11 protein-coding genes are annotated in these 12890 nt (G+C 62.2%); 8 read left to right on the forward strand and 3 right to left on the reverse strand.

The window, feature by feature from the left end; translation table 11 throughout:
* The first annotated feature begins 3 nt into the window (after window positions 1–3).
* The 8 genes from BM234_RS14325 to BM234_RS14360 all read left to right on the forward strand — a co-directional run bounded on the left by BM234_RS14325 (window position 4) and on the right by BM234_RS14360 (window position 8884).
* The gene (locus BM234_RS14325) at window positions 4–792 is read left to right on the forward strand and encodes an SDR family NAD(P)-dependent oxidoreductase (protein WP_175501281.1); all 789 of its coding nucleotides are present in this window, start codon (window positions 4–6) and stop codon (window positions 790–792) included.
* Window positions 789–1673: a polysaccharide deacetylase family protein gene (locus BM234_RS14330; protein WP_092066188.1), complete on the forward strand. Its 885-nt coding sequence runs from the start codon at window positions 789–791 to the stop codon at window positions 1671–1673. The genes BM234_RS14325 and BM234_RS14330 overlap by 4 nt, the downstream gene beginning before the upstream one ends.
* Window positions 1658–3232, forward strand: coding sequence for a gamma-glutamyltransferase (locus BM234_RS14335; protein ID WP_217645982.1), 1575 nt, complete (start codon window positions 1658–1660; stop codon window positions 3230–3232). The genes BM234_RS14330 and BM234_RS14335 overlap by 16 nt, the downstream gene beginning before the upstream one ends.
* On the forward strand, window positions 3225–4208 hold the full coding sequence (locus tag BM234_RS14340; protein WP_092066190.1) for an ABC transporter ATP-binding protein: 984 nt from the start codon (window positions 3225–3227) through the stop codon (window positions 4206–4208). Before BM234_RS14335 ends, BM234_RS14340 begins: the two co-directional genes overlap by 8 nt.
* Complete coding sequence (locus BM234_RS14345; RefSeq protein WP_092066192.1) at window positions 4205–5215, forward strand: ABC transporter ATP-binding protein; 1011 nt, start codon at window positions 4205–4207, stop codon at window positions 5213–5215. The genes BM234_RS14340 and BM234_RS14345 overlap by 4 nt, the downstream gene beginning before the upstream one ends.
* 41 nt (window positions 5216–5256) lie before the next feature.
* Window positions 5257–6420 (forward strand): M20 aminoacylase family protein, encoded by a 1164-nt coding sequence (locus tag BM234_RS14350; protein WP_092066194.1) that lies wholly within the window; start codon window positions 5257–5259, stop codon window positions 6418–6420.
* Between the two features lie 146 nt (window positions 6421–6566).
* Window positions 6567–7757 carry an acyl-CoA dehydrogenase gene (locus BM234_RS14355; protein ID WP_092066196.1) on the forward strand — a complete coding sequence of 397 codons (1191 nt, stop codon included), beginning with the start codon at window positions 6567–6569 and terminating at the stop codon, window positions 7755–7757.
* 140 nt (window positions 7758–7897) lie between these two features.
* A complete protein-coding gene (locus BM234_RS14360; RefSeq protein WP_092066198.1) occupies window positions 7898–8884 on the forward strand; it encodes a diacylglycerol/lipid kinase family protein in 987 nt (328 codons plus the stop codon).
* Here BM234_RS14360 and BM234_RS14365 read toward each other — a convergent pair.
* The 3 genes from BM234_RS14365 to BM234_RS14375 all read right to left on the reverse strand — a co-directional run bounded on the left by BM234_RS14365 (window position 8881) and on the right by BM234_RS14375 (window position 12728).
* Window positions 8881–10533: a mechanosensitive ion channel family protein gene (locus BM234_RS14365; protein WP_092066200.1), complete on the reverse strand. Its 1653-nt coding sequence runs from the start codon at window positions 10531–10533 to the stop codon at window positions 8881–8883. The two genes, BM234_RS14360 and BM234_RS14365, sit on opposite strands and share 4 nt — an antisense overlap.
* A gap of 73 nt (window positions 10534–10606) precedes the next feature.
* Window positions 10607–11272 (reverse strand): potassium channel family protein, encoded by a 666-nt coding sequence (locus tag BM234_RS14370; RefSeq protein ID WP_092066202.1) that lies wholly within the window; start codon window positions 11270–11272, stop codon window positions 10607–10609.
* A gap of 4 nt (window positions 11273–11276) precedes the next feature.
* Window positions 11277–12728: a TrkH family potassium uptake protein gene (locus BM234_RS14375; RefSeq protein ID WP_092066204.1), complete on the reverse strand. Its 1452-nt coding sequence runs from the start codon at window positions 12726–12728 to the stop codon at window positions 11277–11279.
* Window positions 12729–12890: the final 162 nt, after the last annotated feature.

Below are 12890 nucleotides of genomic sequence, written 5' to 3' on the forward strand. Positions count from 1 at the left end.
ATCATGGATTTCGGAACAGAATTTGAAGGCAAAGCCGTCATCGTCACGGGCGCACTCGGTGTCGTCGGTCGCTGGTTGGCGGAAGGGTTCGGCAAGGCGGGGGCCAAACTCTGCCTGACTGACATGGATCAGGCGGCGCTCGACACCTTCGCGGAGGAAATCGGCGCAGACGGCAGCTTTGGCTTCGCCTGCGATCTGCGCGACGCCAATGCGATCGACGCGCTGGTGGCCGAGGTGGGCACGCGTTGGGGCACGGCGGACGTGCTGATCAACAACGCGGGGGTCTATCCATCAGGCTTCCTGCTCGACACCGACGCAGAGGCATGGGATCGCATCCTCGACATCAACCTGCGGGCTGTGCACCTGTTGACCCGCGGCATCGCCACCCAGATGATCCGGGCCGAGCGCAAGGGCAGTGTCATCAACATCTCATCGGGCGCGGCCCGCAAGATGCGTCTGACCGCGGCGCCCTACAGCATGTCAAAGACGGCGCTGGACCGGTTGACCAAGGGCTATGCGTTGGAACTGGCGCGCTATGGCATCCGGGTGAACGCGCTGGAGCCGGGTTTCGCTGCGGGATCCACCGCAAGCCCACTTCCCGAGGAACATGTGCAGCGCGTCACCGCGTCCATGCCACTTGGCCGTGCCTCTACCCCCGACGATGTCGCCCCCGCCGCGATGTACCTCGCGAGTGAGGCCGCCAGCTTTGTTACCGGCGCGACGTTAACTGTCGACGGCGGCAATTCGATCGGTTCGATGGACGTCTATCAAGACAAGAAGGCCCCCCTATGAGTATGCTCGATCTCCCCGCCCCTTACCCATGGCCCGAGGGCAAGACCTCGGCTTTTTGCTTCACGATGGACGTGGATGCGCATTCCCCATGGATGTGGAACAATCGGCACGATGTGCCGCAACTCCTGTCGCATTTGGAACAGCGTCATTTCGGCCCCCGCGTCGGCATCCGCAGGATTGCCGATATGCTGAAGCGGTTGGACATCAAGGGCAGCTTTTACGTTCCGGGCGCGGTGGCTGAGGCGCATCCTTGGATGCTTCCCGCCTTGCTGGATGCCGGGCATGAGGTCGGGCTGCACGGCTATTTCCATGAGTTGGTGACGGAAGTTTCGGACGAGGAATTCACACGTGTCCTGGAATCCTCGCTGGAGATTTTCGCCCAGCAAACCGGGCGGAAGCCAAAGGGATTTCGCTCTCCGGCGTGGGAGATGACGCCGCACATGTTGGCCGAGGTGAAGCGCCACGGCTTCTATGACAGCTCATTGATGGGTTATGATACGCCGCATTCCGTGGATGGTGTCGTCGAGGTGCCGGTGAACTGGGGCACGGATGATGCGATCTTCTTCAAGTTTCTGGGTGGAGGTGATCCCGCCCCGCGCAGCCCGGCGGAAATCCTAGGCGCATGGACCGAGGAATTCGAGGCCAGCCGCCGCTTTGGTTCGCTCTTCATGCTGACGGTCCATGACTGGATTTCGGGCCGTGGCGCCCGGCCGCTTATGCTCGAAACTTTGATGGAAAGAGTTCTGGACGCGGGTGATGTCTGGCTCGCCACGGTCGAAGAGGTCGCCGCCCATCACGCAGCCCATGCGATGGACCGCAACCCGGTCACATCGGACATTCCCGGAACCCTTTTGGAGCATTCGGCATGGACCAGATCGTAACCGACCGCGTGAAGCAAACCTGGACGGTCAGCAAGAAACAGCTTGAAAGTCCGCGCGGGGTGGTTGCCTCCCAGCACTTCGAAGCCGCCGAGGCGGGCGCGCGGGTGTTGGAGGCGGGGGGTAACGCCATGGACGCCGCGATCGTTGCGGCGCTGGTGCTCTCGGTCGTCGAGCCGTGGCTTAGCGGCGTGGGCGGCGGCGGATTGTTGCTCTGGGCCCCCGGCGATGGCGGCGCTGTCGACACGCTCGATTTCAATGTCCGCGCAAGTCGCAATATGGATCGCTCGCAATATCCGCTCTCGGGCGGTCACGACGGCGATTGGTTCGATTGGCCCTCGGTCGAGGAGGATCGGAACCTCATCGGCTACCCGTCGATCTGCGTGCCCGGTGCGGTCGCGGGTTTTGCTGCGGCGCTGGAGAAACACGGCACATTGTCTTGGCCGGATGCCCTCGCCCCGGCGATTGAACTGGCCGAACGGGGGATGCGGATCGATTGGTTCACCTCGTTGGCGCTGGCTGTCGATGCACAGGGTCTGTCGAAATTCGAGCATTCCGCCAAGCTTTTCCTCGACAACGGTCGGCCGCGCCGTGTTCCCAACGGCAAGCAGGTCGATTACCTTCCCATGCCGACAAAGGCCGCGACGCTGCGACGGCTGGCTCAAGCTGGCCCGCGCGATTTCTACGAAGGTGAGATATCGCGAAGCCTCCTCGCCGACCTGCAAGCGGGCGGTTCCGTCATCGATGCCGAGGATCTTGCCAGCTTCCGCCCGCACTGGTCCGAAGCGAAGGTAGGGCAATACCGTGACAGCGAAGTTGCGGTGGTTCCCGGGCTATGTGCGGGGCCGAGTTTGCTCAAGGCGCTGTCGAAAATCGAGACGGAGCTGGAACCGGGCGCATCGGAGGCGGAGGCGGCTGCAATCTATGCACGGGCGGTCCGTACAACCTATGAGGACCGGCTGAAGACCATGGGCCATGCCAGCGCGCAGGGCGATTGCACCAGTCACCTTTCAGTGGTCGATGCCCAAGGGAACATGGTCGCGCTCACCAATACGCTGTTGTCACGCTTCGGATCGAAGGTCACCTTGCCCGGCACCGGTGTCCTGATGAACAACGGTATGATGTGGTTTGATCCGCGCGACGGTGTGCCCAACAGCATCGGACCCGGCGCAAGGCCGCTGGCCAACATGAGCCCGGCGATCCTCCGGCGGGAGGGCCTCCCCACCCTCGCCATCGGTGCGGCAGGCGGGCGGCAGATCTTTCCCTGTATCGCTCAGTTGATCAGCTACGTTCTGGACCGTGGCATGACATTGGAGGAGGCGTTTCACGCCCCCCGCATCGACGGGTCCGGCCCGACCATCGTTGTCGATCAGGCCGCGGCCCCCGACGTCGCGGCGGCGGTCAGCCGCGACTATCCCGTCGTGATCCGCGCCAATGCCCTGCACCCCGTGCTTTTTGCCATTCCGTCGGCGGTTGGCCGTGCGGAGGGACGGAATTATGGTATGGCCCATCCGGTCAATCCCTGGGCCGCCTGCGCGGCCGAGGGGGCGCGCGATGGCTGAGCCACAGACGCTTGAGATCCGCGATCTCAGCATCGGTGTCGGCGCCCATTCAGTGGTGGACGGCGTGGATTTCTCGATAGGGCGGGGCGAGATCGTAGCGCTTGTTGGCGAAAGCGGGTCTGGTAAAAGCCTGACGGCGCTCGCGATCATGGGGCTGCTGTCCGGATCGGTCCACCAGACTGGCGGCACCGCGACGTTCGAGGGAAAGGCGCTCAACCTCGGCGATGAGGCCGCGATGCAAAAGCTTCGGGGCACGTCCCTGTCGATGATCTTTCAAGAACCCGTCGCCTCTCTCAACCCGCTGCTCAGCGTGGGGGCGCAAGTGGCCGAAAGCCTCGTAGTGCATGGTCGCGCCTCTGCAACTGATGCTTGGGACCGTGCGGTAGAGACGTTGCGCGACGTGGGCATTCCCGCACCGGAACAGCGCGCTCGACAACTGCCTTCGTCGCTATCGGGTGGTATGTGCCAGCGGGTGATGATCGCCTCGGCCCTGATCGCGGCGCCGCGCCTGTTGATCGCGGATGAACCGACCACCGCGCTTGACGTGACTATTCAGGCACAGATCCTGCATCTCATGCGACGTCTGAGGGATGAGACCGATACCTCGGTCCTGATCATCACGCATGACATGGGCGTTGTGGCGTCGGTCGCCGACCGCGTTTGCGTGATGTATGGTGGCCGGATCGTCGAACAGGCGGAGGTACACGCCCTCTTTGCCGCGCCCCGGCATCCCTATACCAAGCTGCTGCTGTCCACGATCCCGCGGATGGATGGCCCGCGCAAGACGGAGCTGTTTTCCATCAGCGGTGTGGTGCCCGATGTTTCGGCCTGGCCCGAGGGTTGCCGCTTTCGCACTCGCTGTCCGCTGGCATCCAATATTTGCGCCACGCGCCCGCCCCTGATTCCTGTGAGTGATGCAGCCCGCGATCACGTTGCCGCATGCTGGCATTCCGATCAGGTGGAGGGCCTCGCATGAGCGCGCCTCTTCTCTCGGTCCGAGGTCTCAAGGTGCACTTTCCGGTCGCGACCGGGAAACTCTTTGGAAAAACACCGGTCGTCCGGGCCGTCGACGGCGTCGATTTTGACCTGCAAGCCGGCGAGACGCTGGGGATCGTCGGTGAATCGGGGTGCGGAAAATCCACGACCGGGAACGCTATTCTCGGTCTTGCTCCGGTGACCGAGGGCGAGATTATGTTTGATGGTCGCAACGTCGCGGCGCTAACGGGGCGTGACCGTCAGGCGCTGTGGCGCGACCTTCAGGTGGTTTTTCAGGATCCCGTCTCCGCGCTCGATCCAAAGCGCACCATTGCCCAATCCATCGCGGAACCGCTGGCGATCCATGGGGTTGGAAGGGCTCGGCGCAAGGAGCGGGTGGATGAGTTGATGGAACTCGTTGGTCTTCGTCCCGGCCAGCGCGACCGTTACCCCAACGAGTTGTCCGGCGGTCAGCGTCAGCGGGTCGTGATTGCCCGCGCATTGGCGCTCGATCCACGTTTGGTGATCTGTGACGAGGCGGTTTCGGCTCTCGATGTTTCGATCCAAAGTCAGGTGTTGAATCTGCTGCTACGGCTCCAGCGGGATCTTGGCCTGTCCTACCTCTTCATCAGTCACGACCTCAGCGTGGTGCGCCATATCTCTGACCGGATAGCGGTCATGTATCTGGGCACGATCGTGGAAGAAGCACCGACGGATGAGCTTTTTGCCCGTCCCCTGCATCCCTATACCGAAGCGCTGCTGAGCGCGGTGCCAATTCCTGATCCTCTTGCTGAACGGGCCAAGACCGCGCGGCCGCTGCAGGGCGACGTACCCAATCCCATGGACCTGCCCGCCGGATGCCCTTTCGTAACTCGCTGTCCCTTGCGCGAGACAGGGTGCGAGACGATCAGGCCTGCCGCGGTCGAGATCGAACCGGGGCACCGGCTTGCCTGCCACGTTAGAGAACGCGAGATCACCGGCACCTCGGCGCTGGACCCGCAACGCTGAGCGCCCCGCGCAGATACAACCGAATAGAAGGACCCGACATCATGACCGTCATTCCGCAGATCGACTCCTTTGCCGACGATCTCACCGAGATCCGCCATGATCTCCACGCGCATCCCGAACTTGGCTTCGAGGAAACCCGCACCGCCGGCATCGTCGCGAAAAAGCTGCAGGCCTATGGGCTCGACGAGGTGCACGAGGGGATCGGCGGCACCGGGGTGGTTGGTGTGCTCAAGGGCAAGGGTGGTGGAAATCGCTGTGTGGGGCTGCGGGCCGATATGGATGCGCTGCCCATCACGGAGGCTTCCGGTGTGGCTTTCGCCTCGCAGAATGCGGGTCGGATGCATGCTTGTGGTCATGACGGGCATACCACCATGCTTTTGGGTGCCGCGCGCTACCTCGCGGCAACGCGTAATTTCGATGGCACGGTCGTCTTTATATTTCAGCCGGCGGAGGAGGGGCTTGGCGGGGCGCGCCGGATGATCGCGGAGGGCCTGTTTGACCGGTTCCCCTGCGATGAACTTTACGGAATGCACAACGATCCCGGCGCAGCGGCTGGCACCGTCGGGATCACGCCCGGACCGGGAATGGCCGGCGCGAGCTTTTTTGACATCGCCATCAAGGGCATCGGAAGCCATGCCGCCATGCCACAGCAGTCGCGCGATCCCATCGTGGTCGGCGCCTCGCTCGTGCAGCAGTTGCAGACCGTCGTCAGCCGCAACACCCCGCCGCTCAAGCCCGTTGTTCTGTCGGTCACGACCTTCAATGCCGGCTCGGCCTATAACGTGGTGCCTGATCGGGCGACGATCTCAGGGACGATCCGCTATTTTCATGACGACGTGATCGACATGGCCGAGGCGCGCGTGCGTGAACTCTGCGCCGGGATCGCGTCCGGGTTCGGGGTGGAGATCGAGGTCGATATCCGAAACGTTTTCGACGTGCTCATCAATGATCCCGATCTCTCTCAGGCCTATGCAAGTGCCGCCGGGGAGATCGTGGGGGAAGCAAGCACCTCGCTCGAAATAGAGCCGATGACCGGGTCCGAAGATTTCGCGGATATGCTGAAGATCGTGCCCGGCGCTTATTGCCGGGTCGGCCACGCGGGCAACGTGCCGCTGCACAATCCCGGTTTCGTGCTTGATGACGCGATCCTGCCGGTCGGGGCCTCCATCTTTGCCCGGATCGTTGAACGGCGTCTTGAGGCTTGAGGGGGCGAGGGTGGCTAGCATCCGCCGCCCCGTGCCATCCTTCTGACCTGCGGCACGGCGAAAGTTGTTTATCATCTAGGGTTCCGGGCGGTATGAGCCAGAGAGGCGTCTGACCGCGCCCAGTCTTGTCGCGAAGGAGTTTCCAGATGTCCCGCAGCTCTGCCCAGTTCGACTGGTCCGATCCGTTCTTGCTCGGGGATCAGATTACCAGCGAAGAGAGGATGATTCAGGATACAGCAGAGGCATTCGCCCAAGATCGGCTGGCCCCTCGGGTCGAGACGGCCTATCTCGAAGAACGCACTGACCCGGATATCTTCGCCGAGATGGGGGCCGCTGGCCTGCTCGGTGTGAAGGTGCCCGAGGATTTCGGCGGCTCGGATGCTTCCTATGTTTCCTATGGGCTGGTCGCCCGGGCTATCGAGCGGGTCGATAGCGGGTATCGGTCGATGCTCTCGGTGCAGTCATCCTTGGTGATCTTTCCCATTCTGGCCTTTGGATCGGAAGAGCAGAAACAGAAATTTCTGCCCGGACTTGTCAGTGGTGAGAAGATCGGATGCTTCGGCCTCACCGAGGCGGAGGCAGGCTCCGATCCCGGCGGGATGACGACGCGCGCGGTCAAGACCGAGGGAGGGTACGCGATCACTGGTGCCAAGATGTGGATTTCCAACGCGCCGATCGCAGATGTTTTCGTGATCTGGGCGAAGTCCGACGCTCATGACGGAAAAATCCGCGGGTTCCTGCTGGAGAAAGGGATGCCCGGTCTGTCGGCGCCCAAGATCGAAGGAAAGCTCTCTTTGCGGGTGTCGGTGACGGGCGAGATCGTCTTGGATGCTGTGGAGGTGGGCGAAGAGGCGCTGCTGCCCGGTGCAATCGGAATTTCGGGGCCTTTCGAATGCCTCAACCGTGCGCGCTACGGGATTGCCTGGGGCGTTATGGGCGCGGCGGAGGATTGCTGGTTTCGCGCTCGGAGCTATGGGTTGGACCGCAAGCAATTCAAACGCCCGCTGGCGGCAACGCAGCTTTATCAGAAGAAACTCGCGGATATGCAGACAGACATCACCTATGGGCTGCAGGCTGCGCTTCGGGTGGGGCAACTGTTCGACGAGGGGAGTTTTGCGCCGGAGATGATCTCCATGATCAAGCGGCGCAACACTGGAATGGCGCTTGATGTGGCGCGCCTTGCGCGGGACATGCACGGCGGCAATGGAATCCAGAGCGGCTACCACGTGATGCGCCATTCACAGAACCTCGAGACGGTGAATACCTACGAGGGTACGCATGATATTCACGCCCTCATCCTTGGGCGGGCACAGACAGGGTTGCAGGCTTTCACGTGATCCAAGCGGGGCGTCTGGGCGCGTTCCGGGTCTAGCGCGGATACGATAAATCTTGTCACTGTGGCCTGCCGGCATGGGAACGGGTGGCACTTGGGCGGCGTTGGATAACCGATGCCCCCAACTGATTGTGACCCAACGCCATGAAAGGCTTTCCTCCCCCTGACCACCCGGGCGCCCTGATACAGGAGCGAACGGGGGAGATTTGCCTCGTGATCAACGGCAAATCAGGCAGCCAGAACAGCGATGGGCTGTCGGACCCTGACGTTTTGTGTGCAACGCTCGAAGAGCGGACCGGACGAAAGGTGGTTCGGGTCAGCCCCGAAGAAGACGGCATGGTGGAGGCCACCCGCGCAGCGGCGACAGGGGGCTATGCCATGGTCATTGCGGCCGGGGGCGACGGCACCATCGCCGCGGTCGCCAGCGCGATCGTCAAGGCAGAGCGGGAGGGTTTTCCGCGGCCAACGCTCGGCGTGCTTCCCATGGGGACGTTCAACTTCTTTGCCCGAAGCCTCGGGATTTCAGAGGATCTTGAGCAGGCTGTCGACGGGCTTGTTACCGGCACGCCGGCACCTGTGGGACTAGGCCAGATCAACGATACCGTCTTCATCAACAACGCCAGCCTCGGGCTTTATCCGCGCATCCTGCGAGAGCGCGAAGATATTTATGCCAACTGGGGTCGTAGCCGGATCGCGGCATATTGGTCGGTCCTCAGGACGCTCCTTCGCCCGGGTCGAACGCTGAGGACCCGCATTCGAGCGGGAGGACGTACCTCTTCGATCCGGACGCAGCTCATATTCGTGGCCTGCAATGCGTTTCAGTTGCGGGAATACCACCTCTCCGGGGATGACCACGTGAACGCCGGGCGGCTGGCGCTGCTGCACTCCAAGCATGAGAAATCGCTCGCGCTCATATGGGCGACCCTGCGTCTTGCCATCGGCCGTTCGCGTCCGGGGCGCAGCTTTGGGCTGATTGCGGATAGTGAAATCACCATCGACCTGCGGCGGCGCACAAAAATCCTCGTGGCTCACGATGGTGAGAAAACGATGATGGCGGGGCCTTTCCGGCTTCAATACCTGACGGACGCGATTGAGGTTGTGGTGCCCGAGGTGCCCAAGGAAGGGCGCTAGTCGTCGGGGGCGATCTGCCCGTCGCGAGACACAACGCGCTCGCGGGGCCACCATTCGGGGTGTTCTTCACGAATCCAGTCGAGCATGCTTTCGCGCAACCGGGCGTGCATGTCCCAGGCAGAGCTTGGATCGGCTGCCGTTGCATAAAAGCGGAAGTGGACCCCCTCGGCGGTATGGTCGAGCGTCTGCATCTGCATCAATTCGTCCTTCATGCAGTCTTCGTCCTCCTTCGCCATCGACAGGAACTTCTCGCGCAGAGCCTTTCCTTCGGCAATATGATCCAGCACGAGGATGAAGCTGCGGGCCATCTTGGCGTCGGTCATCGACCAGTTTTCAAACGGTTGAGAGACAAAGTATTGCACCGGGACGATCAGCCGCCGTTCATCCCACGTCCGCAGGCAGACGAAGGTGAAGTAGATCGCCTCAACGTAGCACCAGTTTCCCTCATAGAGCAGGCTGTCACCGATGCGGATCGGTTTGGCCATGGCAATCTGGAGACTGGACAGGATGTTGCCGAGAACCGTGCGCCCCGCGATCCCGAGCACGACCGTCAGCACGCCCGCCGAGGCAAGAAGCGACAGCCCGATATTGTGGAAGTATCCGAGTTCCCACATCAGCAGGCCGACCCCGAGCAGGAAGGCGATGAGCGTGATCGCGCGGCGCAATGCGTAGATGGAGGTATAGAGGTGCCGATCATCGCGCCCGACGCGGTCGTCAATCTCTCCGACATAGCGCCGCGTAATGACATCCAGCCCGGTGTCAATCACGGCCAGCATGGTTGCGACCGCCGAGAGGATCGAGACGCCGACGATCACCGGTTCGAGAATGGCGCTGATCTCTCCGGAAAACTTGAGGTATTGCCGGGTGACGATCCAGACAAAGATCGAGGCACAGAACAACGCCAGCGGCCCGCGCGCGTTGGAAAAGGCATCCCCGCGCCAGCCCACGACACCCAACAAGTCGCGCACCCGCGCCACGCACCAGCGTGCAAGCGCATAAATGCCACCGGCGATGAGAAAGAGCAGGGGCAAACTGACCAGTTCCCACCGCCGAAGGTCGAGAAAGCCGGGCTCAGTCCACCAATCCGGCAGGCGGCGTTCGAGCCATCCCGGTCCGAAGCGGTCGAAAAGCTCCGGCACGACCTCTACGGTTTGCTCCGAGAAAAGCCAGACCGGTTCGGATTGCGGTGCCTTGTACCGGCTGAGGCGCAGCGAGGCGGGGAACCAGTCAAGTTCCAGAGATCCGATCTCGATGCTGCGTTTGGGTTGGGGGGCCTGATCGCCCGAACCATCGGGATCGACCTCGCCCGCTGGTGTGTCGGGAATAGCTCGGCCTGCGAGCCATACGTTCCGGTCGATGATTTCGCCGAGCATGTAGGCGACGACATCTTGGTCCTCGTCCCATCCTTCGGGGAATTTCATCAGCGTGGCCGCATCATCGTAGCGCTTGTCGGCAAAGGCCCGCAGAAAAGCCCTCAGCGTCTGTCTCGGGGTTTCCCGGCTATAGCGATCCGGAACGTCATTCGGCGCGGGGATGCTTTCGGTTTCGAACCAAAGCGGCTCTTCCTGCGCGACGGCGGCTGCGGGGAACACCCCGACGCATAGCAAGATCACAAGGGCCGGCAATCCGCCGAAAAGCGTTTTTCGCATCAAATTTCCCCGAGTGGTTCCGCTTTAAACGCATCAAAGCGCCAAAAGGTCCAATTTTTCCAGAATGCGGGTCTCAGTCCGGCGTGTCGGCTTTGGCCCCGAGCAATTCATCGACCTGTGCTGCATGAGCATCATCTACCACCAGAATAATGTGATCCTTTGTGCAGAGCCTCTCTGCGTCGAAGAGGAAATCCTCGCTTTCGCCGCGAATGATCCCAATGACGCGCGTGCGATCGGGAAGATCAAGATCAGAGAGCGCCTGCCCGTCGAACCGTTCGGGCACATCATAGCCGAGCACTTGAATCCCCTTGTAGTATCGCAGATCGAGCGCCGCATCCGAGTTGCCTTCGAGAACCCGGACGATTGACCGCGCAACGGTCGCATGCGGGGTGATGAGATCATTCAGCCCAAGTTCCTCGCAGACGGCCAGAAGTTCGGACCGGACGATCTGAGGAATGACACGATCAAATCCTACGGATCGGCCCACCACCGCGGCGAGGATATTCACGTCATCCTGATTGGTCAGAAGCAAGAGGGCATCGGCATGATCGCCGAAGGCATCGCGCTGAATTGTAGGCAGAGAGGCATCCCCATGAACGAGCCCGACATCGAGATCTTCCTCGATGGCTTCGAGCTGTGCGGGATCCTTGTCGATGATGACGACCTCGTGGCCGCCGTCGATCAGGGCGCGTGCGGTGGAAATCCCGAAACGAGACGCGCCGGCGATTACAATGCGCATGGGTCTATCTCCCAGAGGTCCAGGTAAGCGGCGACAGTGCCGCGATGAGTGCGAGAAATTCGAGCCGCCCCAGCAGCATGGCGAGGATGAGTGCGCCCTTGAGGTGCGGCGCAAGATCGGGGCCGGTCACCCCAGCGGACAGGCCGACGGTGGAAAGTGCCGATGTCACATCGAAAAGAGCGGGCAGCGCTGGCTCTCCGGAGGCGAGGAAGATGATCCAGAACACGAGCGCGGAGACAGCGTAACAGGTGGTGATGGCCGCGACAGAGACGATCCGTTCGGCGGCAACGCGGCGGCCTTGCTCCATGAGGCTCGTGACGGCGGATGGAGGGATGCGCAGGCGGTTGAATTCGAGCCGGACCATCTTGAGAAGCGTAAGGGCCCGGTCGAGCTTGATGCCCCCCGCCGTGGAGCCGATCCCGCCGCCGACAACCATTGCGGCCAGCAAAAGCGCGGTGAGGGCCGGCGACCCTTCAATAGGGCCGATCGAGAACCCCGCAGTGGTGAAAGCGCTGAGGAACGTAAGAGATTCCGCCGCCAACTCATCAATGTCGCGCGCACCGGTGGCGACGGCGAGGAGAAGAGTTGCCAGCACGCCGATGAGGGCGGTGAGCACAACCGCGGCCGCGTTCGTCTTTCGCAAGCTCCGCAGCGCACCCTTGCTGCGCGCCAAGCCGTAAAACCCGAATGATACCGTTGTTGACAGGCAAAGCAGCAGCGTGAGCACCTGCGCCCCGAGGGAGTAGGCAGCAAGGCTTTCGTTGCGCGGTGCGAACCCTCCGGTGGAAACCGCCGCCAGCGTGACACAGACCGCCTCCCACCACGATGGAAGAAGGGGCCAAAGCAACAGCACGCCGATCACCGTGATCGCACAGTATATTCGCAGGAGCGATCGCGCCTGCGCGCGGGTGGACTGCAACAAATCGCGCTGGCCGAATGTCGTCTCGCCCATCACATGCGCCGCAGGACCTGGCCCCAGGATCAATGCGACCCCCGCAAGCGCAATGGCAAAGCCGCCGATCCACTGTGTCCATGCTCGGAGAAAATGCGCGGAGATTGGCCAGCTTTCGAGATCGGGCACCACCGAAAGCCCGGTCGACGTGATGCCCGACACGCTCTCAAACAGAGCATCCACCGGCCCGAGGCCAAGCGAGACAAAGACCGGCAGGGGCAAGATCGACGCGATGAGAAACAGGAGCGCGAAGGTAACGGAGGCCTCAATGGATCGAAGATCGGAGGGGGCGGGACGGCGATAGGTCAACAAGACCCCCAACAGGCACAGCAGAATGCCGGGCAGGAACATGAGCGCAAGGCGCCACTCCCGCTCGATGAGGGCGGCCGCGAGCGGTGGAAGCAGGATTGCCAGAAGCACGTTTCCGTGGCCAAGAAGGGTCCACACGACCTTGCCGGGGCGGGCCCTCCACCGGACCGAGGAAAATTGCGCAGTGCTCGCCAAGCCATGTCCTTTTCCGTAACGTCGCGGGTCAGGTGATACCTATTCCCCGAGACACATAGGGCAATGCAACGATCCTGCCGCCCTTGCGTTGTATCTCCAACCGAAAGGATGCATCGCTTGAGTATGAAAGTCTCCTCCACCCTCCCGGTGTGTTCCAGAACG

It is taken from the genome of Poseidonocella pacifica (assembly GCF_900111875.1).
Lineage (GTDB): Bacteria > Pseudomonadota > Alphaproteobacteria > Rhodobacterales > Rhodobacteraceae > Poseidonocella > Poseidonocella pacifica.